A 26375-nucleotide genomic window follows, 5' to 3' on the forward strand; every position below is an offset into this window, starting at 1 on the left:
TTAACTAAATGGACTAAAAATGGCTAAATTTTGCCAAATATCTTTAAATAGCTTATGAATATCTTAATATTATTTGCGCTAATTTCCTTGTTTGACATCAATTTATCTCATTTTCATCACCGTTTTTAGAGTAAGGACACACCCTAGTAACTTTTAAATAACAACTTTTTGCTCAGTAATCTTGTGAAATTTGCCCAATTATATTCACAGTAACGTATATTTCGATAACCACTGCGATAAGGATGCTTTATGACCCTATTATCTACTTTCAAAGACCGTTCATCTAAATTAACCGTTGGCGGCGCATTGGCTTTGGCGCTAGCAGCAACTGGCTGTCAATCTTCTGCTGAATCCAATATAGCCACTCCCAATCAATCTAACGGTCATTCATCAACGCCTGTTGTCTCCGATATCAGTCAGCAAACCCTTAAGCAGCAAGCCTTACGTATTCAGCGCGCGCTTGCGAATAAAGATTTTTCTCGCATCACCAATGATATTCATCCAACCCGTGGCGTCCGTTTTTCGATGTATGCCTATGTGCGTCCTGAGACGGATAAAGTCTTTAGCCGTGAACAATTCGCCCAATATTTGCAACAGTCTAAAATTCGTTTTACTTGGGGTGAAAAAGACGGTACGGGCGATCTACTCGTCACGCCACTACCTACATATTTAGACACGTGGATTGATGCTAGTAAATTTAACAATGCCAGTATCGGCATTAATGAGTTCCAACACAGTGGGAATATGATTAATAACCTGAAGAAAATTTATCCCAATTCAGAGGTTGTCGAGTTTTATCATAAAGGCTCGGAGGAATACGCTGGTATGGATTGGCGCATCATGCGTTTAGTGTTTGAAGAGTATCAAGGTAAACGCTATTTGGTCGCTATTGTGAATGAGCAATGGACAACTTAAATAGTTTTTATCTATAAAAATATAGACTTAAAGAAAAAATAAGCCAAAAAAAAGGCAGTGTCATGAAACCCATGCACTGCCCTTTTTTATTGCTTCTTCATGTCTATATATTCATTATCGAACATTAATAGTGACTATTAATGATTTTGATTAAAGTGGTGTTTGGTGAAAAAACTTCACCATTATGTCGTAAATATCAGGGTAAGCATCGACCAGCTTTTGCGGCGTCTCAAAAAATACCTCACTGAGCACTGCAAAAAACTCCGCTGGATTGGTCGCGCCATAACGATCAAGACCTGATTTATGATGGCTTTGAAAATCCTCAAAATCTCGTGTCATAATTTCAGTCCAGCGCGCAGGATCCATATCCGCTTGCAGTGGTGGAAAGCCGTTGGCACGACCATTTAACATATCAAGCTTATGCACAAACTCATGAATGACCACGTTATGACCATCGCGCTCCCCTGAATGTTTGGCATCCTTCCACGACAGAATAACGGGGCCACGCAGCCATGCTTCGCCGCTACGGTGCTGACTACCCTCATGGACAATGCCCAGCTCATCGACAGTGGTAGTTTCACTCTTATAGGAACCAGGATAAATGATAATGGCTGACCAGCCAGCATACCATTCAAGGCTAAGGTTTAAGATAGGCAAGCAAGCTTGCAAGGCGATGGATTGCTTAACCGCATTGGTAATCTCGAAACCCTGCGCGCCAGTAATCGACTTATCCGCCAAAAACAGCGTCGCCAGCTCAAACAAGCGTGTTAGCTCGTCCTCATTTAACCGATCAAGTATCACAATACGCTGAGCCGCTTGCAGCCAGTCAGCATGAGTAAATTCGCTATTGTCCAGTATGCGCTGCTCGCGCCAGTCTTTTATCATGCTAAACATATTGAATTTCCTTTAATTTTGTTGTTAGACTGTGCTTTTTATTATTAGCGTTATGAGTATTACGTGCCACGGATGATAAACCTATTTATTAACTCTCTAAAGACAGCATATTCATAATCAACTTAATCAAGGTTTCTTTTTGGTTGGGGTCAGATTCAGCGACCAACAAGGTTAATGCGGCAAGCCCCGTGTTATTGATAACCATGTCACCTTTATCATTAAGCAGTCGATTATTACGATGCAAAAAATCCACGAACAAAAAAGCGCCGCTGCGTTTATTACCATCGGTAAAAGGATGATTTTTGACCATGAAATATAGCAGATGCGCCGCTTTACTCTCGATGGTCGGATATGCAGGCTCACCAAACACCGTTTGCTGTAAATTACCCAGTATGCTGTCCAACCCATCACCGCGAGGCTTAGCAAATAGCTCAGTCGCCTCGCCTCTATTTATCAGCTGCGCTTTTAAATCCGTCAGCGCTGCCATCGCCTGAGTCGGACTGGGTAAGATACCGCCATCCTCCCCTGAAGGATTATCAAGCAAGCCTTCATCATAACGCTGTAACCATAAGAATGTCTGTGTATAACGGCTGATAATTTCAACCAAGCCGCGACCTTCATCGGTGTTAAGTTCGGGACTTTGCGCGGTTTTTCGAATTAAATTTAATGCTTGTTGTAGCTCGCTCGAGTTTTTATCAAAGCGCTCTTGATTGAGTGTATAACCTTGGACCAAGTATTCACGTAGACGCTGGGTTGCCCAGCGTCTAAACTGCACACCTTGGGGAGATTTGATGCGATAACCTACTGAGATAACTACATCTAAGTCATAAAAAGTCACAGGGCGGTCAGAATTTGCAATATGCATTTTTTGCATATTGCTTTTTTCAGCGATCTCTTCATCGTTTATGGCATTGGAAATATGACGAGAAATCACCGATTGGTCACGACCAAACAGCTCGGTCATTTGTGCTTGCGTAAGCCAAACAGTATCTTGTCCAAAACGCACGTCTACCTGCGCCTTCCCATCAGCGCTTTCATATATTTCTACTTTTGCTGTTTTATCATTCGTAACACCAACCATCTTGGTTTTTCCTTAATATACGCGCTTATGCTCAATTCATAAATTATACGGCGACTGCATGAAAGAGTACATAATAATGACTATCCTGTGCCTGGTGTATCTCGCGGCGAATAACCGAAGTGCTGCTTATAAATACGTGAAAAATAACCTTGATCGGTATAGCCTACTCTATGAGCGACCTCATCTATAGTCACGTAGCTTTTGGTTTTTAAAATATGATTGGCCTGCTTTAAGCGCAATTCCTTGACCCATTCTGAAAAAGTATAAGGTAGCTCAGAAAATAACTTATGTAGGTATCTGGCAGAGATATGACAAGCAGCAGCGACGGTCTTAGGATTAAGGTCAGAACTTGCTAAGTTTAGACTTACATAGTGTTCTATCCGCTTTAAGTGCACCGATTGTATGGACGAGCTAGCACTCATCATCACCTCTTTCGGGGCGATCAATGTCAATACAATAAGGTTAAGCAGCTGCTGCTCTAATATTTTTATCTCTAAATCACCCAGCTGATTGTTATGAATAAGCGCCAGTATTTGACCAATTTGAAATACTAGCAACCTGCCTGCCCCTTCATCAATAGACAGACTGCGGGCAAACTGCCGCTCTATAGTACCCATTTGCGGGGTTAATAGCGCTAAAGGCACTTTAATCACATACAGTGATGCTTCGTGCAGATGATAGAACTCATAAGGTAGGCTGGACAGCTCAATAAAGAACTGACCGGGCTTAGACGTTAGCTGTCGACCTTTTTGAGTAAAACGAACGTCGCCTGTGATAGGAAAGGTAATTAAAATACTGTCATCAATATAGCCGGAACTCTGTCTGCCGCGATTATAGTGCACAGTATTAGCATGATAGTGCGAAACACCTATCTCTAGAAGCTTAGCATGTTGCAAAAAACCAGAAAACTTATTTGGTTGCCGAAAACTAACATCAAGATCAAAGTAAGTCTCATTGATGGTATGTTTCCAATCGAAGGCACCTAAGGTTTGCATGCGCTCCGTTGTTGGCATCTCCAACCCTGAGGGTCTTAGAAGATTTTTATTCATTGGTAAATAATGTGCAGAGGTATCGTTTGTCTGACCTGCCTGCAACTGTAAGGTTTGATGAGAAGTATTTTGATAACGATTTGGCTTTTGATTTGCATTCATCCTTGAACACTCAATATATGGTATACAACTGTACTGATATCCTATCAGTTATTCATCAATAAACCTCTTTTATATCATAAAATAAAAAAGGCTTTAGGCATTAAAGAGTACTTAATGCCTAAAGCCTTTAATTAGTTTTGTTTCATAACTTGCTTTATGCTGCTCGAGTCAGCTCATAAGTTCCAGTCTCATGCAGCTCTGCTTGCCAGCCATTTTTAATGACCACAGTAGTGGTTGGCTCTTGGATAAGCGCAGGGCCTGTGACCAATGCACCAGCACCGAATTTCTCACCGTCATAGATAGGCGTATCAATCCAGTCATAGGACTGATCAAACAGCATCTCGCGGCTACCCGTTTTAGCATTACTGATATCCCCTTGCTGTGCTACTAGACTCGGTAGTTTTGGCTTACTGATTTTACCAATTACCGATACCTCAATGTTGACCAGCTCGACGTGACTATCACGCTCATCATAAGTATAAAGTTCACGATGGCGATGATGGAACAACTCTAAGATGGTGCTGACGCTATCAGCATCGAGCTTACCATTCGGTATCAGCACGTTACATTCATGCACCTGGCCAACATAGCGCATCTCCATGGTACGCTCGATAGTGATATCTTCATCTGTAAAGCCATCTTCTAGCAGCTTTTGGACACCTTGCTCCTCAAGTTCTTGTAGCTTGGTATTGAGTGCTTGCAGCTCTACATCTGGTGCGAGAATCATCATTTGTGTCGCTAAGTAGTTATACTTAATATCAGAGATAATCTGGCCAAAGGCGCAGAGACAGGATGCAATTTTGGGTATTAAAATAGTCCCTATTCCCATTTCCTCAGCCAGAGCAATAATATGCATGCCAGCTGCTCCGCCTGCACAGACTAGCGCAAAGTCCCGAGGGTCATAGCCTTTTTCGATAGTAATACGGCGAATGGCATTAGACATGTTTTGGTTAACGATAGCACTGATGCCGAATGCAGCATGATCTAACTCGATGTTTAGCGGATCAGCGATGTGTGTTTGCACCGCTTGTACGGCTTTGTCTTTGTCTAAGGTCACACTACCGCCTAATACCGCATTCGGCTGTAGATAGCCCAATACTAAGTTTGCATCTGTGACGGTCGGCAAGTCACCACCTTTACCATAACATGCCGGTCCAGGCGTCGCGCCAGCACTCTGAGGGCCAACCTCTAGCATACCAAAGGTATTAACATGCCCAATAGAGCCGCCGCCCGCCCCTAATGTTTCTACATGAATCATAGGCACGCCAATACGATTACGTAAGAAATCAATATCGCGGTTGAGGCTGGTTCTGCCTGCCTTCGCCATGGTGATGTCAAAAGAAGTACCGCCCATGTCGACCGTGATAATATCGTCAATTCCAAAAGGGCTAGCAATATACAGACCCGCTTGTGGTGCAGATGCTGGCCCCGAGTTAATGGCATTTACCGCACGCTCTCGCATGATACTACCAACTGCAAGCCCGCCATTAGACTGGAAATAACGTACGGGCTGCTCAGCGCCTAACGCCTTAAAGTAGTCGTCAATCTTATGGACATAAGATGCCATAACTGGGCTTAGGTAGGCATTAACTAAGGTGGTTGAGGTACGAGTATATTCTTTAATCTGTGGATATACGTCACTACCGCAGCAAACGAATACCCCTGGCATATGCTGCTCAACCAGCTCTTTGGCGCGTTGCTCATGCTGAGTATTACGAATAGACCAGACGAAGGAGATAGCAACAGCCTGAACGTCTTGCTGCTTTAACACTTTAATCGCATCGAGGATATCTTGCTCATTTAGCGGCTCGTGTTCAGTGCCATCAGCTAAGATACGACCACGGATAGGAAAGCGACGATCACGGGTGGCGATTTGCGGTGCTGGCGGATAGCTAGCATCATAGCGATGCCCTTCTTCTTTATGACCTAAACGTATCTCGATACTGTCCTCATGGCCTGCCGTGCATAACAGACCAACCTTTACCCCTTTCATCTGAATCAAGGCGTTTAGCGCGACGGTCGTACCGTTGATGCATAGGTCGCAGGCTTGGATAATATCTTCAATAGGACGGTCAAACTGGGTAGCGATTTGCTGTAACCCGTTGGCAATGGCCAAGGTACCATCCTCAGGGGTAGAAGGTGCTTTGAACAGATGTACATTGCCACTTCTTTCGGCCAGAACAAAGTCAGTGAACGTCCCGCCAGCATCGACCCCAATACGGAAATCATTTTTCATAAGTCATCCTTAACTCAAATTATTTAATATCAGTTGGTATTTGGTGTTATGCCGTCAGCTTACGGCGTAGCGATTCAGTCTCTGCTTCATTGACCGCCATCGTTTGTGGGTCAATAACCACTCCATACTCAGTCTTAGCCGCTGCTACTGATATGATTCTTTCTTCTACATCTTTTAATACTGCGGGTACCGACCGTGCAAACGAGCTGCCATAGCCGCCACCGCCAGGATTGGTATTACGCGCACGGTCACCTGGTTGAATTTCAGTCATTATGTTTTGCTTGTGCAGATCAGTGACGCCATCCTTATGGATAATCTCTAAGCGCCCTAACTTAAGCTCAGGTGATATTTGTTCTGCACCTGCAGCGCCCATTGTCGGATGCTCACGTCCTTCACCAAATGCTACGACAGTCATCTCATGACCTAATGGCTCAACTTCCCATACGGTGCCGCAACCACCACGATACTCACCAGCGCCGCCACTGTCTTCTGCCAAGCCGTACTTATGAATTAAGATAGGATACTGATACTCTAGTAGTTCAATATCACCAGAGCTTAACGCGCCGAAGCAACATAATGGGCCACAAGCATGCCATCCATCCATCTGCTGAGTCGCGCCAGCACCAGAGATAATCGAAGCTAGAATCATAGTGACGTATTGTTCCCCTGTTTTTGGGTCAATACCTGAGATGTTGATACCTGAGGCATGACCCCAGGAAGCAATCACGCGATCTGGTGCTGCATCTTCAAAAGCCATACGCACAGCATCCGTTAAGGTTTCCATCGGTGTGGTAGTACAATTCACATGAGGGGCAGGTTCTTTGGCATTACATAGCGTGCCATGCTCACCCAGATCTACCGTAACACAGCGATATAAACCTTCGTTGTACGGCGGGTCTACTTGGGCAAACATCATCAGCCCTAGGAGAACACCAGACATCGAGTTGCCTGCATAGGAGTTAATGAAGTAAGGTACTTGCGGTGGACTGGTAATCTTGATATGCACATCACTGTCTTTAATCTCAATATCAGCGCTAATGGTCAAATCACCTAAACCGTGACCTGAATCTTCTAATACCGCTTCGCCATGATACTGACCATCTGGGATAGATGAGATCAATGAGCGCATATGGGTATCAGCCATATTCTTCAGCTCTTCAATCGCTGCTCGGACGGTCTCTACGCCATACTTGTCTAATAGCGCAATCATGTTACGCTCACCGACTGCACACGCACCATACTGAGCATTGAGATCGCCTTCTTGGTTACGACGAGAGCGCATGTTGCTATGGATTAAGTTAATGACATCACGACGTCTAACGCCTTTTTCCCATATTTTGATAGGCGGAATGCGCAACCCTTCGGCGTATATTTCTTTAGCGTCTGGATTATATCCTGCCGGTACTGGACCACCGATATCAGTGACGTGACCTTTGCATACTGTCCAAAATACCAACTCACCTTTATAAAACACTGGCTTATACATACAGCAATCTAGGATATGACTGCCCATCATCACGGGATCGTTGTGATAAATAACGTCTCCTTCATGAATGTCATCACCATAATATTCGGCAACGGCTTTCATGGCTGGCATGAGTGAACCTAGATGAATAGGAATGTCTTGACCCTGCAAGATCATCTCAGGCAGATGATCAAACAAGGCATTACTATAATCGTGAGCTAAGTTAAAGACACTAGAACGTGCGGTTTTTTCTAAGGTTGTCGTCATCTCGCGCTGCGCCGTTTCTAAGGCACCACGTACGACGGACAAGGTAATAGGATCAATTGAAGTGTGAGCGTTGCTCATGTGAGACTCCCTGTCTAGAAATTTATATCAGAAGATATGAGTGGCTCTGTAAAATATAACGCCCAATGTGGCCGTCAATACTTAACAATTACACTCATTCTTTATATGGCTGTCATCCATCCTAATGACGAAGCTTTTTTACTATAGCGAGGTTTTTGGCAAATTAATTGGCTGACAGTGCAGAGTTTTTGACTGTGAGTGCACACCTGTATAAATAAGGTTTGTGATTTCAGCTTTTGGAGAGAATGTTAACAATAAAGAGCGTTTGCAATAAAAAAGACAATGCATCGATTATGATGCACTGCCCTATGAATTTACGTCTTTGACTATGTATTAGTTTAGTTTTGAGTTTACAGCCACACTTAAGCGTATTAAATGTCTGACATCAAGAAAAAATGCCGTCGTCAATAAGACAGTCTTAAGCATAATCGTGTGTACCACGAATAGGATAGTTGTTTTCTGGATTTCTGATAAAGGCCAGACCATTTACCAAGGCTTCCAGCTCAGGTCTAGTAAAAGGAGCGTTGGAGAGATCTACAATCTGAATCTCCCCTTCTGTATTGATAACAAACAAGCCGGGCTCTGCAAATGGATGATCGGTTTCTTTCTCTGAACGTGGGTCAGAGATATAAAGACCTAGCATTTTCATTTGTTCAACGGTCAGATCATAGGCGATAGGAAAGCTCACATTTATTTTTTCCAAATGACTTGCTACCTGCTCGTTGCTGTCACCTGAAACAGCGATGACGTCGACACCCGTTTCATTAAATGCCGATTTTAATGTTTCTAACTGATTGAGGTATTTGGTGCAAATGGGACAGTGTTGACCTCGGTAAACAACCACCATTTTCCAGTCATGACCATTTTCGGGCTTGCCCAATAGCATCATGCCACCATTATAAGCTGGTACTTCGATAGTAGGAAATGTTGCACCAGCAATGATTTTTGGGTTGTAGTTTGCTTGCATTGTTTTATCCTTATAGTTTTGGGTTAAAAATATTTAATATCAAATTTGAGTGTTTGCTCAATTTCGTATGTATTGATACTACAAGTAAAAAGCCGACGGTGAAGTCGGCTTTTTGTTATTAAATTGGTGTAAATTGAAAGTTTTTATCTCTGTAGAGATATGATGGGTCAACATAGTTGTTTATCAACTAATACTAACCAGTCCGACTCATATGAATATGCTGGCAATTAACAGCGCAGACTAGTTAGCGTTATTACAGAAGCGTTTGGCGTTACCAATGCTGAGCATTATATTCGCGCTCACCCTACTACCAAGCGCATCAATTGGGTACTAATATAGCCACCGAAAGTGCCTACCGCATAGCCCAGAATGCCCAAAAACACCCCAACTGGCGCGAGTGATGGGTGAAACGCCGTTGCGACAATGGGGGCCGATGATGCACCGCCAGTATTGGCATTGGAGCCGACTGCCAAAAAGAAAAACGGCGCACGAATTATCCTAGCCACAGCAAAGATAATGACAACGTGAATGCTCATCCATAATAAACCAATAAGGAGCAGTCGCCATTGCGAAACGATACCCGCAAGATTGATTTGCATACCAATAGCAGCAATCAAGATGAAGATAAAGACAGTACCTATTTTGGAAGCGCCAACATGATCGAGTCTGCGTACTTTAGTGAAAGAAAAAATCACACCGATTAACGTGATAATCACCACCATCCAAAAGAACGAGCTGGCAAAGCTATATTGTACTGCCCAGCTATAGGGCGCAAAAAACCCTGCAATTTGACCACCAATAAAGTGTGCGACACCCACCATAGCAAAGCATAAGCCAAACATCACCATCAAGTCATTTAAAGTGGCTGGACGAGCATTGTCACGCTCATAATTCTCAACCGCCTTAATCACTTTATCAATACTACTGGTGTCTGCCCTCAATAGCCGATCTATCTTATCGCTATGCTTCGCCAATACCAAGATAGCCAATAACCATAATGAAGCATTGGTGGTATCGACCAAAATCATCATCCCAAATAAATCATCACTGACGCCAAATAGCTCCTTCATCGCTGCTTGATTTGCCGCACCGCCGATCCAACTACCCGCCACCGCCGAAAACCCACGCCATAGCGTGTCATCGGTAAACATCTCAGGCGATACCCATTTAGCGACACCTAAGCTAATTGGTCCACTAATAATAATCGCGATACTAGCAGCAAAAAACATGGCGATGGCTTTCCAGCCTAGCCCCAATATCTTCGGTACATCCATCGACAAGGTCATTAACAGCAAACTTGCTGGCAACAGATACGTGGCGGTAAAGCCATAAATCTGTGAGCCAATACCGTCAGCAAAAACACCTAAACTATTAAGCGTCGCAGGTATAAAGCAGCACAGCACGATACCCGGCAATACCGCATAAAAGCGCTGCCAGAATTTACCGGGTAATCCTTGGGTATAAAAAACCAAACCGATAATGGCCATAATGATGCCAAAGGCCAATGGCAGGCTATCAATGGTTAAATGAGAAATATCGGGCATCAAATAGCTCCGCAGCACACGATGAATAAAAGCTTGTTAGTATAGACAAGGCGAAAAAAACGCGCAAGCAGCGATCGAATAAACACAAAAAAGCCAGATAACGAGTATCTGGCTTTTTTAGTGCTATCTTTAGGCGATCAAGTAATTAATAATTTTAATCACCAAATATAACAGTATTACGAGTTGTTACCACGGTTGCCGCCGTTTGGACGACCTTGACCACGGCTGTCAGAACGACCTGCTGGGCGACCTTGGCTGCCACTTGGACGACCACGACCTGTTGCAGCACGCTCACCACGTGGAACGCCAGTGCTATCGCCGCGGCTAGGAGCACCAGTGCGCTTGCCTTGATACGGCTTGCCACCTGAACGCTCATTTGACTTGCCTGACGTGTCACGTGGCTTACCTTGATAACCGCTGTCATTGCTAGCGCGTTGACCAGTTGAAGCGCTGTCGCTTGAACGACCGCGAGCATTAGCAGGATTACCTTGATAACCACCGCTCGAGCGACCACGGCCTTGACCATTACCACCGCCGCCGTTTGAACGACCACGACCGCGACCACGACCATTACCTTTATTTTCGCTAGGTACATAAGTCTTCTTAGGCTCCATGCCTTCGATGATACATACTTCCATTTTGCGATCTAAATAACGGTTGATAGCGTTTAGCTGTGGACGATCATCCATGCTACACAAGCTGATAGCGATACCAGTACGACCAGCACGACCACAACGACCGATACGATGGACGTAATCTTCAGTTTGGCGTGGAAGATCATAGTTAATAACGTGCGAGATAGCTGGGATATCTAGACCACGAGCAGCAACGTCAGTCGCTACTAAGATTTTAACTTTACCATTACGCAAGTCTTGAACGATACGGTTACGCTTGCTTTGTGGCAAATCACCATGTAGGAAGCTGGCTTTATGACCCGCTTCTTGTAGCTGTTTGGCCAGTTTTTCAGTGCTACGTTTAGTAGCAGCAAAGATAATGATCTGTTCCATATCTTGCTGGCAAACGATTTTGTCAAGCAAACGGTTTTTATGATCAAAATCATCACAGTAGTACACTTTTTCTTCGATGTGTGCAGATTCTACTTTGATTGATACACGCTCAGGGTTCTTAGTGAAGCTGGCAGCGATTTTACCTACTGGGCCATCCCAAGTTGCAGAACACATGATCGTTTGACGATCAATTGGTGCGGCACGAAGGATGTCACTGATGTCATCAGCAAAACCCATGTCTAACATACGGTCAGCTTCATCAAGTACCAAAATTTCTAGGCTTGATAAGTCAACACGACCAGCATTGATATGGTCAAGTAGACGACCTGGGGTCGCAACGATAACTTGAACGCCTTTTTTCAACGCAGTGATCTGACCATTGTATGGTGCGCCGCCAACTAAAGGCACGCAGAATAGACCACGCATATCTTTAGAATAAGTACGTACGCTATCATGTACTTGCTGAGCAAGTTCACGCGTTGGCGTTAAGATAAGGGCTTTAGTTAATTTATCAAAGCTAGTGGCACGGCTTAAACGGTCAAGTACAGGGATAACGAATGCCGCAGTTTTACCACTACCGGTTTGCGCAGACAATAATAAGTCGCGACCGGCTAGTGCAAAAGGAATGGCTTGTGCTTGAATAGGTGTTGGATTGGTATAACCACTGCGATCAAGCGCGGTCAAAATCGGCTTGGCAATGTCTAGTTCAGCAAAGGTAATTTGATCTTCATCAGTCGCGTCAGTAGTAGCCGCTTGATTATTAGTATCAGTATTTGGAGTGTCAGTGTTTTCGATGATGCCGTTTTCAGCGGCGATTGCAGATAAAATATCAGTCATGAGAATCCTTGGTAAGTATAAGTTGCTGTAAATTCAGCAAGCTTGATGCATACCACTGATAACCGTTCACCACGCTGCCTTTATTAAAGAATTACCGGACCACATGTAAGTGTCGATAATCAGAAGCCAAGTCAATAAAGCTTAGAGCCTCTACAATAAATGCGTTCGTGCTGTCTGACGTATTTTGGTGGTAGTGCCGAGTGTCTCATCCTTGTTTGATATAAGCGTATTATTAATGCTTTGTCCAAAGCAAATAATCGCGAATAACAACCAATTTAAACCATATTTATGGTTCGGTAGATAAGATATGAGTCAAAAATAACTGCTATTTTCATTATAGGTTATTCAAGTACACAAAATCATCGGCAACAATTACTTATGGTCATCCTAGACCCAAAATCGCAGGCGATGTTATCAATCTCATAATTCACGAAAGCCTAAGCTAACGTGGCGACGCAGTATAGCACAATAAAATATTATATGTAGCTATTTATTAAATTTCTCAGTAAATAAAGAAAATATACTTATAAATGTGCTTGTTCAATATGCTGAGTAATAAGACAATCAGCAGTATTATTGGCGGCTATCGCACCATTTTAACTTCGGTGACATACGTCGGCAGCTGCCACGCACCGCCCGCTTCAATCATACGGCAAAGCCCTGTGGTACTTTCATGGCTTTTTTCAAATGCCTTACCTATCCATACCCAATCAGTCTTGGTTAAACAATCACCGATGCCGCGACCTTTTTGTACGGAAGTGATTTTACCCTTATCATAGCCAGTGGCGTTGGTGGTTACCAATGTCGGTTTATAAGGTCTACTGTCATTGATGACCCAGATGCCTGCACCAGTATTATAAGCACCTGTCCAGCAATCATGTTGTGCCAACAGCTGTGAGCCATTCAGTCGGCTCACACGCCATGGTGATTTGTCTGATAGATTGGGACAGTCACTATCCGCATCTTTCATCGTACTTTTCATCAGCGCCGCTAGCTGCGACGATTTCATCACAAACTTTCTATTGTTACTAGCGACGGCTTTCGGATTGGGCGCCACAAAGCGAAGTTTTGGTGCTGACTTGGGTGACAATACAGTGCTATTTGATTTGGCGGCACCATCAGTATTGACAAAGGCAGATGACGTCCCTACTCGACCTTGGGCTTCATCTGCTTTGAGCATGACGGCGCTAGCCCCTTTATCAGAGAGTTGCCAGCGTGAGTTACGTAGCACTAGCTCAATTTTGCTTGACTTAGTCAGCGCCTCTAGTAGCGCTGCGACTTGTGTTGGGGTCAGATCAGCATTGCCTGCTGCAGTTGAAAACGGCTTGGTTTCGCCATAGTCTCTACCATTGATGAACAATGATATACGATGACGATTGCCAAGTTGCATCAAGGCTTTAGCTGAGCTTTCTTTAGCACCGCCCAGCTTCACTTTGCCATCCACACCAGCATTTGCGCCTGCACGGCGTATGAGCAATACCGATATAGGAAATTCGCTATTGTTTTCTGCTTGATAGCCTGCCAGCCGGCACGTACGGGTATTGTCGCAGACTACCTGCCAGTCTTGATTGGTAAATTCAACGCCATTGCTGGCCATCGTCGCTGTACTAAATAAAGCTGCGCTGATAGCAGCAAACATAGGTAATCGTATTTTATTTTTTATCATCAATAAGAGTATCTTTTTTATTTTTTTAGGATGGGTGGTTAAGTTGGCTTTATATTGCAATATTGAGTATCGATTAGCATCTATCTGTTGATCGTTATGAATGGCGCTGAGTTTGGTATTGATAACTGTTAATTCGCTAGCCATCGCCTGTCGTGAGAAGTTGATCCGTTTACGGTTATCATCCTTCATAATCGTTATCCATCAATATAGTCAATCTTATTTCAATCAGATATGTTGTCTGATTTACTCAGTCTATTATAAGTCGCTCTATTCGCCTTGCTGGTATCCCAATGGTATTGAGCCAATTAAATAAGCAGTACAAATACCCACTTATTAAGGTGTTATGTGCTTGAGCTACTCAAGCTATCTTAACGTACTAAGGTTTCTATCTGTTGTACTAATGTATCATTGTGTAAACAGGTAAGTATATCTCTATTTTAATATAACCATATATGGATATAGAATAGCAAGATGTCGGATAAAATCAAGGCTGATAAGCAAATAGCCTATCAGCCTTGATTTTATCAATGCGTCTGTTATCGACAGATTTAGTCAATAGGCTTTAATGATAGGTCTACGGCACGCTTAACGGCTGGACGTTCAGCAATTACCTGTGCCCAACGTTTCACATGCTTGTAGTCATCAACTTGCAGGAACTCGGCAGCGTCATAAAGCTTTCCAAGCACCAATTGTCCATACCATGCCCAAATAATCATATCCGCAATATTATAATCGGCTTCGTTGTTGCCACACATATATGTGCTGTCTTTTAGATGGGTATCCAGCACATCGAGCTGGCGTTTGGTTTCCATAGTATAGCGGTTGATCGGGTACTCTAGCGGTTCAGGTGCATAAGCATAAAAATGTCCGAAGCCGCCACCTAAAAAAGGCGCACTGCCCATCTGCCACATGACCCAAGACAAACACTCTGCCCGTGCTTTGCCAAGTGACAAAGGCATAAATTGGTCAAATTTTTCTGCCAGATACATCAAGATAGCACCAGACTCAAAAAGTGCTATCGGCTCGCCAGCTATATCGGCAGAATGATCAACCAAGGCTGGAATTTTTGAGTTAGGGTTTATGGCTACAAAGCCAGAACCAAACTGCTCTCCTTGAGAGATATCAATTTTATAGGCATCATATTCAGCACCTTTAACATCAATCTCGGCAAGCTCTTCTAACAGGATATTAACCTTGACGCCATTTGGCGTATTCAACGAGTACAACTGTAATGGCGCAGCGCCTACTGGCAGCGCTTTCTCATAGCGCGCACCCGCTGTTGGGCGATTGATACTGGCAAACTTACCACCGTTTTCTTTGTCTTGCGTCCAAACCTTTGGCGGTACATATTTATCGTTTTGCCCATCGGTATGATTGTAAGCTTTGTTATTTTCCTGACTCATAATATATCCTCAATTTATCTTTATCATGTTGTTGATGCTTCTAGTTATATCTTCGGCAGTATAGTCAATCTCATCTCAATCATATGAGATTGACTATACTGCTTATCTATTGATTTAAGTCGTTAGCGAGGGTTTACTATAACGATAACCAACCCTGACATTAAAGTCCTCTCTTGTAAGCAGTATTAATATTATTACCTCTAAACACAGAATTCTATAACCTCAACCGCCAGCCGTTACTTTGATTCCCTTTTATTATGATTGAGTCTTTCTTATACTACTCGGTTGGTATAGCGAATTAGTCGTCAATAGACTATTTTGTTAATTTTATGATGGAATGTCTAATGAGATTTACATGGTAACGCTAACCCCGACACAAGATAAATACTTGCCCTATGTGCTAGCGGTGGCGCTATTTATGCAAATTTTGGATGCCACTATATTAAATACCTCATTACCGCAGATGGCACAGGCGCTGGGTGAGTCTCCATTAAAAATGCAGTGGGCGGTGATCAGTTATGCGCTAACTTTGGCCATATTCATTCCCATCAGTGGTTTTTTGGCGGATAAATACGGCACGCGCCGAGTATTTTTGGCAGCGATTATTATCTTTTGTATTGGCTCACTGCTATGTGCTGCGTCACCAACGTTGGATTTTTTGATTGGCTCACGGGTTATACAAGGTATTGGCGGGGCGATGATGACGCCTGTGGCTCGCTTAATATTGGTCAAATCTTACCCACGCAATAAGCTGCTGACCGTCATGAACTTTGCGGTGATTCCTGCTTTGGTAGCACCACTAGTAGGGCCGGTCTTAGGTGGCTATATCGTACAATATACCAGTTGGCATTGGATATTTTTGATCAATATACCGATGGGTATTTTTGGCTTTATCATGGGCAAAAAACTGGTTCCCGCACTATTTGAGGATACCAAGCGTCTTGATTGGACAGGATTTTTATTGTTTGCGGCAGCGGCTTGTGGGTTTACGCTTGCTGTAGAGTTCGGCTCACAGACTGGTCGCGGATTCTATGGGTTGCTGCTTAGTTTGGTGGCCAGTTTATTGATAGGCGCTTATATCTGGCACGCCAAGCGTCGTCAAGCACCGTTGTTCCCCTTGAGTTTGTTTGACATTCGCACCTTTCGTATTGGCATCACTGGTAACCTATTCACGCGCTTAGGTATTAGCGCCGTACCGTTTTTGCTGCCGCTGTTGCTGCAAGTGGTGTTTGAATACTCACCGTCGCAGGCAGGTTGGCTACTCGCGCCCATCGCAGTCGGTGCTATCGGGATTAAACCATGGGTCAGTAAAATTATTCAGCGTCATACTTATCGCAAAGTGCTGGTCTTCAACACGTTTTTGATGGGCACGCTCATCATTGTGTTGGCACAGTTTACCGATGCCTCACAGTGGTTATGGTTTATCCCTATTTTGACCATAATGGGCGCTTGTAATTCTATGCAATTCAGCGCGATGAATACGATTACTATCGGTGATTTAGAAGGCACTCAAACCAGTAGTGGCAATAGCTTGATGGCGGTCAATCAGCAGTTAGCAATTAGTTTTGGTATTGCTTTTGGGGCAGCGGTACTGACGCTGTTACGTGAACGCCTACAAATGGATACGCTGACAGCGTTTCAAACCACCTATTGGATACTTGGGGTCTTAACCATTCTCTCGGGGCTATACTTCTTACGACTCAAGCCCGAAGATGGGCGCGGCTTATACTGAGCCGCTGATATTTAGATGTTGAATAAAGAGTTTGAAAAAATATTGATTAAGCGTTGATTTTGTCAGCAGTGCAGATAGCACGTATTGTCAAATATGAGACATAAAAGTGCCAGCATGTGAGTGATTATAAACCACACGACACGCTGGCATTTTTAGAGCACAGTACGGCTCATTGCATCAATAATGAACCATTAAGGCGCGTAATCATCCATTTGTGATTGGATATAGCGCTCAACCCCAACGCTTTCGATCAAGTCTTCTTGAGTCTCTAACCAGTCTTGATACTCTTCATTACCATCTTTTAGCGTCACCAATAGCTGGCGTGACACATAGTCAGACTTTGTTTCACATAGAGTAATAGCATCGGTAATGATCTCGAACTTTTGTTTTTCTAAGCGCAAATTGCATTCGATAATCTCTGGCACATCTTCACCGATGAACATCTTACCGTAATCTTGCAAATTTGGTAAACCGCCTAGCAATAAAATCCGGGCAATCAGCTCATCAGACCATTTCATCTCAGCGATGGATTGTTTATAGAAACTTTCATTGAGGGCTTCTAATCCCCAATGGCGCGCAATGCGCGCATGTAAAAAATACTGGTTGATGGCAATCAATGACTGTCCGAGCACTTTATTTAAAGCGCGAATAACCTCTTTATCCCCTTTCATTATCTCTCTCCCTTTCATGTCGTTATTTATGCTAAATACTATGGTTATTGTTCATATCTTTGTGACATTAAACAAGATTGGGAGTGACTTCAGCCATTTGGCTTTGCAGATAATTGGGCAGACTGATCATATCAATTAAGCGCAACTGTTGCTCAAGCCAATGCGCATGATCTTCTTCAGTGTCTTTTAGTTGTTCTACCAACATCTCACGCGTGACATAATCGCGCTCTGCTTCACAGAGAGCAATACCGTCTTTTAAGTGCTGTTGTACTTGATACTCTAGCTCAAGATCAAGTTGCAGCATTTCAGGAACTGTCGCGCCGATATTGATGGCATTGACCGTCATTTTTGGCGTGCCGCTCAGCATTAGGATACGGCGAATAATAGATTGGGCATGTAGCGTCTCATCTGCCATCTCATGATGGATACGGTCGTACAATTTGCCATAATGCCACTCAGCATACATTTCTGAGTGAATAAAATACTGGTCACGGGCAGCAAGCTCACCGCCTAACAAAAAATTCAAATAATCAATGACTTTTGGGCTACCTATCATAACCTATACTCCCCTATTTATATTTTACAGATCACCTTACATTCATAATTACCCATATAAGGATAGTACTATTGGTAAACTGATCAGTAAAGATCAAAATCAACAAAACGTCTTACAACGTGAGACAGATATAGTAGCATATAGGCTCTGTACAGCTTGTAATGTTATGAACTAAGAATAAGATGCTAATTGAGAATCATAATTAGCTAGCTTTAGTAATAACTGATTTATCGCAACAATGGCTGCTAATGATGCTCAATATCATTGAAGTAGGTGTATAGGTAAAGTTATATGGACGCTCGCAACTTACCCTTTATGTATAATGACCAAAGGATAAGTGCGGAATATTGAATGTATGTGGTATCGAGGCGTACTAGTGATATTGGTGTAATGAGGTGATGAACAGCTGGGTAGTAAATCTCTGGTTTGATAATTCTTAAACAGCGTAAGCCAAGACATCGAGTCTCGCATGATGCTCATCTAGGTAATCGTTAACCATCGGTTCGCAGCAGCCACAGCAAGTCGCAACATCGAGGGTATCTTTTAGACCGTCAAGGGTATCGATACCTGAAGCAATGGCTGCTTTGATTTGCTTTTCTTTTACGTCATTACAGATGCATACGTACATGGTCTGGCTCCTCTGAATACCGCTATTCGGTAACTGCTTTTATTGCTCATAAATTTAGTGCATTGATGATAAAAATGGTGAGTAGAGTGTTTGTCTTGATATTCACGGTCATTTTTATGGCTTGATGTATAATAACGATAACTATTATCATTTGCAATAGCATTTGATATATTATTGGTATAAAAGTACAGTCATCAAAGTAGAGTTATATTGCACACAGTTAATTGATGTAAGTGAATATAAGCGTGCGTGTAACCGAATATGATGAAAGGTAGTAAATTAACGACGAACTGTAATTTAGCCCATTTTTTAATCGATTTTGTAGATAACTGCTGTTATATTGAACCCCTATTAACAAAGCCCAATTGGAATTGTTCTATGTCTGATAATAATTTTACGATACGACCTATCGAGTTATTTAAAGTCTTATCTGACCCGACGCGCTTAAAAATATTTCAAATTCTATTTAACAAAGAATCGCGCTGTGTTGGTGAGTTGGTAGAAATACTAGATCAACCACAGCCAACGATATCGCGTCATTTGAACCATTTAAAGAAACTTGGTATTTTAAGCTGTGTTCGCGACGGTACGTGGATGTGGTATGAAGTCGCTGACGACTTGCCAGAATGGTGCCAAGAGATTTTGGATATTACTTATAAGCAAATATCTAGCAAAGACCTTGATATATCCAAGCCTTCTGAGATATAACCCATAAAAAAAGACCTACAATAAATAGGTCTTTTTTTATAGGTTATAATAGAAAAACTGCACCAAATTTCACTATGCCAAATCTAAAAAATCACTGATAAACGCATTGGCTGGCTGGTGTATCAGCTCCTCCGATGTGCCTACCTGCTCTACCCGCCCTTGATTCATGACCACGATCTCATCTGAGACCGCGCGGGCTTCTTCTTGATCGTGAGTAACCATGATACTGGTAATACCAAGCTCATGGTGAATGTTCTTTAACCACGTGCGCAGCTCTTTACGTACTTTGGCATCGAGTGCACCAAAAGGCTCATCAAGCAACAATAATTTTGGCTTCACTGCTAAGGCGCGTGCCAGCGCAATCCGTTGACGCTGACCGCCTGATAATTGATGCGGATAAGCATTGGCCACTTGTGGCAGCTGCACCAAGTCTAATAGCTCGGCAACGCGTTTATTGATATCTGCCTTACTCGGTCGCTCATTCTTTGGTAACAAGGTCAGTCCAAAGGCAACATTATCGGCGATATTTTTATGACGAAACAATGCGTAATGCTGAAACATAAAGCCAATATGGCGCTTTTGTACTGGCGTATTGGTCACATCCATCTCATCAAACAATATTTGCCCTGAGTCAGCATATTCTAGGCCGGCGATAATGCGTAGCAACGTCGTTTTGCCACAGCCTGATGGTCCCAGCAAAGTGGTCAGCTTGCCAGTCGGCACGGTGATATTGATATTATCTAAGGCGGTAAACTGACCGAATTTTTTATTAACGTTGCGAATCTCGATGCTCATAATGGGTTCTCTTATTATATCTTTGGTATCGTGGCAGATTTTTTAGTTACCGCCTTTACATTATTAAATTAAATCTAATGCCAGCCCTTGTGCAGACCAAGTGTAGATAATTTTGCTTATCATTTATCCGAACTTTCAGTGGTTGTTGCATCAGTAGTATTGGTAGCCTTAGTAGCGTTGGCACTTACCAGTAACTCAGGCCCACTTGCCAGCCGTTCGGACTTGGCAAATTTGCGCTCTTGTAGCTTAGTCATGACTTGTTGAATAAGCAACGTCACCAATGCCAATGCAGCTAGTAGGCTCGATAAGGCAAAAGCAGCGGTAAAGTTATAATCATTGTAAGCAATCTCAACCAGTAGTGGCATGGTGTTGGTCTCGCCGCGAATATGACCAGATACCACACTCACCGCCCCAAACTCACCCATTGCCCGCGCATTGGTCAAAATCAAACCATAGAGTAGTGCCCATTTGATATTGGGTAGCGTCACATGCCAAAACGTCTGCCAACCAGTCGCGCCCAAGGTCAATGCCGCTTGCTCTTCAGAGTCGCCTTGCGTCTGCATCAGCGGTATCAGCTCACGTGCTACAAAAGGGAAAGTAACAAACAGCGTTGCCAATACAATACCTGGAACCGCATAAATGACTTGGAATCCCATGCTTTCAAGCCAGCCGCCAATGGTGGAATTGAGTCCGAATAGTAAAACAAACATCAAACCTGCAACGACGGGTGATACTGAAAATGGCAGATCAAGCAAGGTGGTGACCAGCTGCTTACCTTTAAACTGATAGCGCGTCACTAACCATGCGATGGCGATACCCATCACCATATTGATGGGTAAGACGATAGCCGCGGTAATCAATGTCAGCTTAATGGCTTGCAGAGCTTCTGGATCAACCAACGAGGCAATATACAACTGCCAGCCACCTTTAAAGGCCTCATAGAACACAGCCAGCAACGGAATGACCAACATGATGACCATAAATAGCACTGCGATGACGATAAAGGTAAGGCGTATCCATGGCGTATCTTTAGTCGCTGCGTTGCTTTGGTAATCGTAGCTATTAGATATTTGCATTAGCGAGCTCCTACACGGCGCGACAGTTTCCACTGCATGATATTAATGGTCAATAAGATCACAAATGAGATCAGTAGCATAAATAATGCAACTGCAGAAGCCCCTTGAACATCAAACTGCTCTAGTTTACTAATAATAATGAGCGGTAAAATCTCTGATTGCATGGGGATATTGCCAGCGATAAAGATAACCGAACCGTACTCGCCAGTGGCACGGGCAAACATCATGCCTGCACCCATGAGTAAAGCGGGCAACAGCTCTGGCAAAATTACTTTGCGAAACGTCGTGAAACGATTGGCACCCAATACCGCGGCTGCCTCTTCAAATTCAACCGATAGCTCAGCGAGTACAGGCTGCACAGCACGGACAATAAAGGGAAAGCTGACCACGACCAATGCCAACCAAATACCTATGGGTGTAAAGGCGACCTGAATGCCAAATTTATCAAACCACTGTCCAATCAAACCATTAGGGGCATAAAGGGTCGCAAGCGAAATACCTGTGACCGCCGTTGGTAATGCAAATGGTAAATCAACTAGCGCATTAATCAGCGACTTACCCCAGAACTCGTAGCGTACGAGCACCCAAGCGACCAATGTGCCAAACACCATATTGGTGAGCATCGCTAAAAACGACATCCATAAGCTTAGCTTGATAGCAGCAGTGACTTGCGGCTGACTAATCGTCTCCCAGAATCCAGTCCAACCCATCTGAGTCGTGGTATAAGCCATCATGGCAAACGGTAATACCACCAGTAGCGACAAGCTAAAGACCGTGATACCCATGCTCAGGCCGAACCCTGGCAGCACATTGCGTTGGCGCAAACGTGTTAACCACCCTTTTTTTGCAGGGGCTTTGCTGGCAGGAGATGTTTTTGCACTCATAATGATGTCCTATTGCCTAACCAATCGTACTTAGCGATGATTACTATTTATTGTTATTGCTTCACGTGGGTTTTCACTATTGATACTTAAAAAGAGCACTTAACAGAAAGCATTTAACGATGATGTCGTCCATAAAACCACGCTATCAGGTAGTTATTAATATGCTTACGGTATAAAGGACATAGCGTATATGACCATGTCCTTTATAAGATTCTGCATGACTATGGTATGACTGACTGCATTTGCTAGCGCAGCAGCTTCTCTTATGCACTTAGCAAGTGATTACTGCGGGGCGTTAATGGCGAGCTGGTCGAATACACCGCCATCACTGAAGTAAGTACCCATAATCTCATCCCACGTGCCAAAGGCATCATTTGGACGGAATGTTTCGATTGGTGGTAATTTATCACCATTTTTATCAAGGACGCTTTTTACACTAGGACGCAAGTATAGATTGGCTGCTAGCTGCTGAGCAGGTTCGCTCCATAAGTAGTCAAGATAAGCTTTTGCGGCATCCGTTGTGCCTTTTTTATCTGTCACTGACTTGACAATCGCAACAGGGCTTTCTGATTTAATAGAGTATTTAGGATAAACGATGTCTACTTTACCAGCACCGAAATCAGTCGCTGCCAAGTTGGCTTCATTTTCAAAAGTCACTAGGACATCACCGATACCACGTTGAACGAAAGTAGTGGTCGCGGCGCGCCCGCCATTCTCATAAACTTTGACGTTTTTGAGCATGTCTTTCACGTAGTTTTTGGCATTGGTCTCGTTTTTATCGAAAGCGTGCAAGCCATAACCATAAGCGCCCAGGAACGCATAACGACCATTACCCGTCACTTTTGGATTGGCCATGACGATCTCAACGCCTTCTTTGGTCAAATCTTCCCAGTCATTGATGCCTTTTGGATTGTCTTTACGGACTAGGAATACAATGGTACTGGTAAAAGGGACGGCATTGTCTGGGAATTTACTTTCCCAATCTGACTCAACCAAGCCTTTTTTCTCAAGCAGCTCAATATCAGAGCCTTGGTTCATGGTGGCGACATCTGCTTGCAGACCATTGGCAACTGACAGCGCTTGTTTACTTGAGCCACCATGTGACTGCTTGATTAGAATATTGCTGTTTGGATTTTCCGCTTTATAGTGCTCAACGAATAATGGGTTGTAGTCTTTATAAAAGTCACGTGCCACATCATAAGAGACGTTCAGCAGCTCAATATTTTGACCTTCTGTGGCAACTGTGCCATCTGCATTAGCAGTCGTCTCTGTCTCGCTATTGCTACAGCCAGCCAGCCCCAAGGTTAATGCAACGCCTGCAATGCTCAAGACGTTACGTTTTTTACTTTTTTGTTGATATTGCAAAGCGTATGTCATAAATCCCTCAAAGGTATCTGTTAAGTAATGCAAGTATGCTAACAGTGCCATCTTATTATGTTTAATGATGAATATGCGTATGTTATTGCCAAAATGGAATAACAAAGGGATAAATACAAGGTTATCAATCACTTAAATAGTATCGTTAATACATAACGCTGACACCCTACTAACTACCCGCTCTGGCTCATACAAATTGAGCACTTTGAGCATGTATCAGGCCATTGATGATCTCTTGATAAAGGCTCCCTACTTCACTCTTGCCAGCTGATCAAAACGCCCACCATCGACAAAGAAAGTGTCCATAATCTGCTCCCAAGAACCAAATACTGCTACCGGCTCAAAAGTCTCAATATCAGGCAAGGTTGCTTTGTGAGCTGCCAGCACTTGTGGGTTGCTGGGACGCATATACATCTGTGCCATGAGCTCTTGTACTGGGGTGTCCCATAAGCCTTTTAGGTAAGCATTCGCCGCTGCCGTCTTGCCGCCCTTGTCAGTCACTGCCGTTACGACTGCCACTGGGTTGGCAATCACAATAGAATAACTGGGATAAACGATATTGACCTGTCCTTTGGCAAATTGCTTGGCGGCTAAATGCGCTTCGTTTTCGGTCGTGATGAGCACATCGCCCAGTCCGCGCTGAGTAAAGCTGGTCGTTGCGGCACGCGCCCCATTGTCATAAGTGACCACGTTTGCCAGTAGCTTTTTGATAAAATCATCCGTTTTGGCAGGACTTTGTACCGTTTCTTTAAATTGATGTAATCCGTAACCATAGGCACCCAAAAACGCATAACGCGCGGTGCCGCTGGTTTTCGGGTTTGGTATCACCACGTCTATATCGTTACGCGCCAAGTCCGACCAGTCTTTGATGTTTTTGGGGTTACCATCGCGCACCAATAGCACCATGGTACTGGTATAAGGCACCGCATTGTTCGGGAATGCTTGCTGCCAGTCAGAGGCAACCAAGCCTTTTTTAACCAACAGATTCATATCACTTTCTTGGTTTAAAGTGACTACATCTGCTTGCAGACCATTGGCAACCGACAATGCTTGTTTGCTTGAGCCACCATGTGATTGGTTGATATTTACCTGACTGTCTGAATGCTTTTGCTGATAGTCTGCGCTAAATAAAACGTTATAATCTTTATAGAAATCGCGTGATACATCATAAGAGACATTTAATAAACTGATATTTTTTGCATCACCCGTCGCGTTTGAGCCGTCTTGCTGAGTGGCTTTGGTAGGATTACAGCCTGTCATTAGCATGGCAAAGGCTAGTACGCTACCAACTTTAACACTGATATTGGCGAGCGGCGTTGGTGTCTCTTTATCCTCAATAAATGTATGTATGTTCGCAAAACGAAGATTTTTAGATACTTGCTGAATACTTTTGTTATCTGGTTGCATGGGTGCTCTCGATAATGTTGATAGAAGCGTTTTCCACAGCATTAACAATCTTATTAATGCGCATAATTCTTTGGATGCGGTTCTATAGATAATGAGAAATATGCTAACAGCATGTGAGTCAAATGCTTAGTGACAAATGCGCTTATCGAGTGATTAACTTGGCATAAGTCATTTTATTAATTATTTTACAGGGCTTATTTTTTCTAAGTATTTTGCGCTATAGTTATGAGCAGACACTTTTGAGTAAGTAATGGTATTGCTTACTATATAGACGAGCCTTTATGTAAACGATACTATCTCTTGTAGTGGTCAACTAATATCCTTACAGCCATGCTGTTAGGCGTTGCGTTTAGATAACGACCATTCCTCTTAATCACTCCTTTATCAAAGGTACTTAAATGATCATGTCTCCACCTCGTGCCGCTCGTCACTCACGCTTTTTTTCGGTATTTTTCACCACATCGGCGGCTCTATTTGCCTTAAGTGGCTGTAATAACGTGACACCTAGCGTAAATCACCAAGCCATAAAACAACCTATAGCCGATGTCATGCCAGCTGTGCAAGCAGTCGTTGGAGATTATGCTGATGAAGGTTATGAAAAGCGCGCGCAAGGCTATGATTGGGTTGGCGTCATGGTACGGGCAGAGAGTGATCAGCAAATCAACATAAAGGTTCGCGCCCGTAGCGATATTAAAAAGCCCAGTTGCCAGTTTGATGGCAAGGCGACATTAATGGGTCAAGATGACGCGCACGGCATTATTTTCCAAAGCAAAGTGAATGACAGTACGGCATTCTTTCAATTTAAGGATGATAAGCTGACTATTGATAGTCAAGATAAATACGCGTTGAATTATTTTTGTTCGGGCGGTGGCACATTGGTCGGTGACTATCAAAAGCTGACAACAGATTTAGAGATTTAATAGATAACAAACGCTAGCTTAGATAACAGGAGTTGAAAACCAGTATCAAAAAAAGGTGTCAGATAATAAGTCTGACACCTTTTTTTGATACTTATTTGTATGCTGATAAT

22 protein-coding genes are annotated in these 26375 nt (G+C 43.4%); 4 read left to right on the plus strand and 18 right to left on the minus strand.

Annotated elements, in window-relative coordinates; all coding sequences use genetic code 11:
• The first annotated feature begins 249 nt into the window (after positions 1-249).
• Entirely contained in the window at positions 250-915 is a 666-nt protein-coding gene (locus tag Q6344_07120) for a hypothetical protein (protein ID WLG15095.1), read from the plus strand.
• A gap of 150 nt (positions 916-1065) precedes the next feature.
• Here Q6344_07120 and Q6344_07125 read toward each other — a convergent pair whose 3' ends face one another.
• The 10 genes from Q6344_07125 to yghU form a co-directional block, all read right to left on the minus strand.
• Positions 1066-1809, minus strand: coding sequence for a zinc-dependent peptidase (locus Q6344_07125; GenBank protein WLG15096.1), 744 nt, complete (start codon positions 1807-1809; stop codon positions 1066-1068).
• Between the two features lie 88 nt (positions 1810-1897).
• Positions 1898-2890 carry a virulence protein RhuM/Fic/DOC family protein gene (locus Q6344_07130; protein WLG15097.1) on the minus strand — a complete coding sequence of 331 codons (993 nt, stop codon included), beginning with the start codon at positions 2888-2890 and terminating at the stop codon, positions 1898-1900.
• 80 nt (positions 2891-2970) lie between these two features.
• Positions 2971-4041 (minus strand): AraC family transcriptional regulator, encoded by a 1071-nt coding sequence (locus Q6344_07135; protein ID WLG15098.1) that lies wholly within the window; start codon positions 4039-4041, stop codon positions 2971-2973.
• A gap of 154 nt (positions 4042-4195) precedes the next feature.
• Positions 4196-6277 carry a hydantoinase/oxoprolinase family protein gene (locus Q6344_07140; GenBank protein ID WLG15099.1) on the minus strand — a complete coding sequence of 694 codons (2082 nt, stop codon included), beginning with the start codon at positions 6275-6277 and terminating at the stop codon, positions 4196-4198.
• Positions 6278-6323: 46 nt separating this feature from the next.
• The gene (locus tag Q6344_07145; protein WLG15100.1) at positions 6324-8087 is read right to left on the minus strand and encodes a hydantoinase B/oxoprolinase family protein; all 1764 of its coding nucleotides are present in this window, start codon (positions 8085-8087) and stop codon (positions 6324-6326) included.
• A gap of 418 nt (positions 8088-8505) precedes the next feature.
• Positions 8506-9054: a peroxiredoxin-like family protein gene (locus Q6344_07150; protein WLG15101.1), complete on the minus strand. Its 549-nt coding sequence runs from the start codon at positions 9052-9054 to the stop codon at positions 8506-8508.
• Between the two features lie 299 nt (positions 9055-9353).
• Entirely contained in the window at positions 9354-10598 is a 1245-nt protein-coding gene (locus Q6344_07155; protein ID WLG12399.1) for a DUF819 family protein, read from the minus strand.
• Between the two features lie 176 nt (positions 10599-10774).
• Positions 10775-12442: a DEAD/DEAH box helicase gene (locus Q6344_07160; GenBank protein WLG12400.1), complete on the minus strand. Its 1668-nt coding sequence runs from the start codon at positions 12440-12442 to the stop codon at positions 10775-10777.
• 583 nt (positions 12443-13025) lie between these two features.
• Positions 13026-14297 carry a DUF1176 domain-containing protein gene (locus Q6344_07165; protein ID WLG12401.1) on the minus strand — a complete coding sequence of 424 codons (1272 nt, stop codon included), beginning with the start codon at positions 14295-14297 and terminating at the stop codon, positions 13026-13028.
• 359 nt (positions 14298-14656) lie between these two features.
• Positions 14657-15511 (minus strand): glutathione-dependent disulfide-bond oxidoreductase, encoded by an 855-nt coding sequence (gene yghU / locus Q6344_07170; GenBank protein ID WLG12402.1) that lies wholly within the window; start codon positions 15509-15511, stop codon positions 14657-14659.
• A gap of 355 nt (positions 15512-15866) precedes the next feature.
• Between yghU and Q6344_07175 the strand changes: the two genes are divergently transcribed.
• Positions 15867-17243 carry a DHA2 family efflux MFS transporter permease subunit gene (locus Q6344_07175; protein ID WLG12403.1) on the plus strand — a complete coding sequence of 459 codons (1377 nt, stop codon included), beginning with the start codon at positions 15867-15869 and terminating at the stop codon, positions 17241-17243.
• 191 nt (positions 17244-17434) lie between these two features.
• Here Q6344_07175 and bfr (Q6344_07180) read toward each other — a convergent pair whose 3' ends face one another.
• From bfr (Q6344_07180) to Q6344_07190, 3 genes are all read right to left on the minus strand, one after another.
• Positions 17435-17914 carry a bacterioferritin gene (bfr, locus tag Q6344_07180; protein WLG12404.1) on the minus strand — a complete coding sequence of 160 codons (480 nt, stop codon included), beginning with the start codon at positions 17912-17914 and terminating at the stop codon, positions 17435-17437.
• A gap of 67 nt (positions 17915-17981) precedes the next feature.
• The gene (gene bfr, locus Q6344_07185; protein ID WLG12405.1) at positions 17982-18470 is read right to left on the minus strand and encodes a bacterioferritin; all 489 of its coding nucleotides are present in this window, start codon (positions 18468-18470) and stop codon (positions 17982-17984) included.
• Positions 18471-18906: 436 nt separating this feature from the next.
• Entirely contained in the window at positions 18907-19098 is a 192-nt protein-coding gene (locus tag Q6344_07190) for a (2Fe-2S)-binding protein (GenBank protein WLG12406.1), read from the minus strand.
• A 378-nt stretch (positions 19099-19476) separates the two neighbouring features.
• Between Q6344_07190 and Q6344_07195 the strand changes: the two genes are divergently transcribed.
• Entirely contained in the window at positions 19477-19806 is a 330-nt protein-coding gene (locus tag Q6344_07195) for a metalloregulator ArsR/SmtB family transcription factor (protein ID WLG12407.1), read from the plus strand.
• A 72-nt stretch (positions 19807-19878) separates the two neighbouring features.
• Here Q6344_07195 and cysA read toward each other — a convergent pair whose 3' ends face one another.
• The 5 genes from cysA to Q6344_07220 all read right to left on the minus strand — a co-directional run bounded on the left by cysA (position 19879) and on the right by Q6344_07220 (position 25198).
• A complete protein-coding gene (gene cysA / locus Q6344_07200) occupies positions 19879-20601 on the minus strand; it encodes a sulfate ABC transporter ATP-binding protein (GenBank protein WLG12408.1) in 723 nt (240 codons plus the stop codon).
• Positions 20602-20720: 119 nt separating this feature from the next.
• On the minus strand, positions 20721-21677 hold the full coding sequence (gene cysW / locus Q6344_07205; protein WLG12409.1) for a sulfate ABC transporter permease subunit CysW: 957 nt from the start codon (positions 21675-21677) through the stop codon (positions 20721-20723).
• Positions 21677-22561 carry a sulfate ABC transporter permease subunit CysT gene (gene cysT, locus Q6344_07210; protein WLG12410.1) on the minus strand — a complete coding sequence of 295 codons (885 nt, stop codon included), beginning with the start codon at positions 22559-22561 and terminating at the stop codon, positions 21677-21679. The genes cysW and cysT overlap by 1 nt, the downstream gene beginning before the upstream one ends.
• A 282-nt stretch (positions 22562-22843) precedes the next feature.
• Entirely contained in the window at positions 22844-23938 is a 1095-nt protein-coding gene (locus tag Q6344_07215) for a sulfate ABC transporter substrate-binding protein (protein WLG12411.1), read from the minus strand.
• A gap of 249 nt (positions 23939-24187) precedes the next feature.
• Entirely contained in the window at positions 24188-25198 is a 1011-nt protein-coding gene (locus Q6344_07220) for a sulfate ABC transporter substrate-binding protein (GenBank protein ID WLG15170.1), read from the minus strand.
• Between the two features lie 551 nt (positions 25199-25749).
• On the opposite strand from Q6344_07220, the gene Q6344_07225 reads away from it, so the two are divergent.
• A complete protein-coding gene (locus tag Q6344_07225) occupies positions 25750-26265 on the plus strand; it encodes a hypothetical protein (GenBank protein WLG12412.1) in 516 nt (171 codons plus the stop codon).
• Positions 26266-26375 lie beyond the last annotated feature (110 nt).

The sequence above is a fragment of the Psychrobacter cibarius genome (assembly GCA_030686115.1).
Lineage (GTDB): Bacteria > Pseudomonadota > Gammaproteobacteria > Pseudomonadales > Moraxellaceae > Psychrobacter > Psychrobacter cibarius_C.

Coding starts and splice junctions, on each gene's coding strand:
- Q6344_07135 (WLG15098.1), bottom strand. CDS start 4,041: ATGAATGCAAATCAAAAGCCAAATCGTTATCAAAATACTTCTCATCAA.
- Q6344_07125 (WLG15096.1), bottom strand. CDS start 1,809: ATGTTTAGCATGATAAAAGACTGGCGCGAGCAGCGCATACTGGACAAT.
- Q6344_07140 (WLG15099.1), bottom strand. CDS start 6,277: ATGAAAAATGATTTCCGTATTGGGGTCGATGCTGGCGGGACGTTCACT.
- yghU (WLG12402.1), bottom strand. CDS start 15,511: ATGAGTCAGGAAAATAACAAAGCTTACAATCATACCGATGGGCAAAAC.
- Q6344_07190 (WLG12406.1), bottom strand. CDS start 19,098: ATGTACGTATGCATCTGTAATGACGTAAAAGAAAAGCAAATCAAAGCA.
- cysW (WLG12409.1), bottom strand. CDS start 21,677: ATGCAAATATCTAATAGCTACGATTACCAAAGCAACGCAGCGACTAAA.
- Q6344_07225 (WLG12412.1), top strand. CDS start 25,750: ATGTCTCCACCTCGTGCCGCTCGTCACTCACGCTTTTTTTCGGTATTT.
- bfr (WLG12404.1), bottom strand. CDS start 17,914: ATGAAAGGGGATAAAGAGGTTATTCGCGCTTTAAATAAAGTGCTCGGA.
- Q6344_07145 (WLG15100.1), bottom strand. CDS start 8,087: ATGAGCAACGCTCACACTTCAATTGATCCTATTACCTTGTCCGTCGTA.
- Q6344_07155 (WLG12399.1), bottom strand. CDS start 10,598: ATGCCCGATATTTCTCATTTAACCATTGATAGCCTGCCATTGGCCTTT.
- Q6344_07160 (WLG12400.1), bottom strand. CDS start 12,442: ATGACTGATATTTTATCTGCAATCGCCGCTGAAAACGGCATCATCGAA.
- Q6344_07130 (WLG15097.1), bottom strand. CDS start 2,890: ATGGTTGGTGTTACGAATGATAAAACAGCAAAAGTAGAAATATATGAA.
- bfr (WLG12405.1), bottom strand. CDS start 18,470: ATGATAGGTAGCCCAAAAGTCATTGATTATTTGAATTTTTTGTTAGGC.
- cysT (WLG12410.1), bottom strand. CDS start 22,561: ATGAGTGCAAAAACATCTCCTGCCAGCAAAGCCCCTGCAAAAAAAGGG.
- Q6344_07220 (WLG15170.1), bottom strand. CDS start 25,198: ATGACAGGCTGTAATCCTACCAAAGCCACTCAGCAAGACGGCTCAAAC.
- Q6344_07195 (WLG12407.1), top strand. CDS start 19,477: ATGTCTGATAATAATTTTACGATACGACCTATCGAGTTATTTAAAGTC.
- Q6344_07120 (WLG15095.1), top strand. CDS start 250: ATGACCCTATTATCTACTTTCAAAGACCGTTCATCTAAATTAACCGTT.
- Q6344_07215 (WLG12411.1), bottom strand. CDS start 23,938: ATGACATACGCTTTGCAATATCAACAAAAAAGTAAAAAACGTAACGTC.
- cysA (WLG12408.1), bottom strand. CDS start 20,601: ATGAGCATCGAGATTCGCAACGTTAATAAAAAATTCGGTCAGTTTACC.
- Q6344_07175 (WLG12403.1), top strand. CDS start 15,867: ATGGTAACGCTAACCCCGACACAAGATAAATACTTGCCCTATGTGCTA.
- Q6344_07150 (WLG15101.1), bottom strand. CDS start 9,054: ATGCAAGCAAACTACAACCCAAAAATCATTGCTGGTGCAACATTTCCT.
- Q6344_07165 (WLG12401.1), bottom strand. CDS start 14,297: ATGAAGGATGATAACCGTAAACGGATCAACTTCTCACGACAGGCGATG.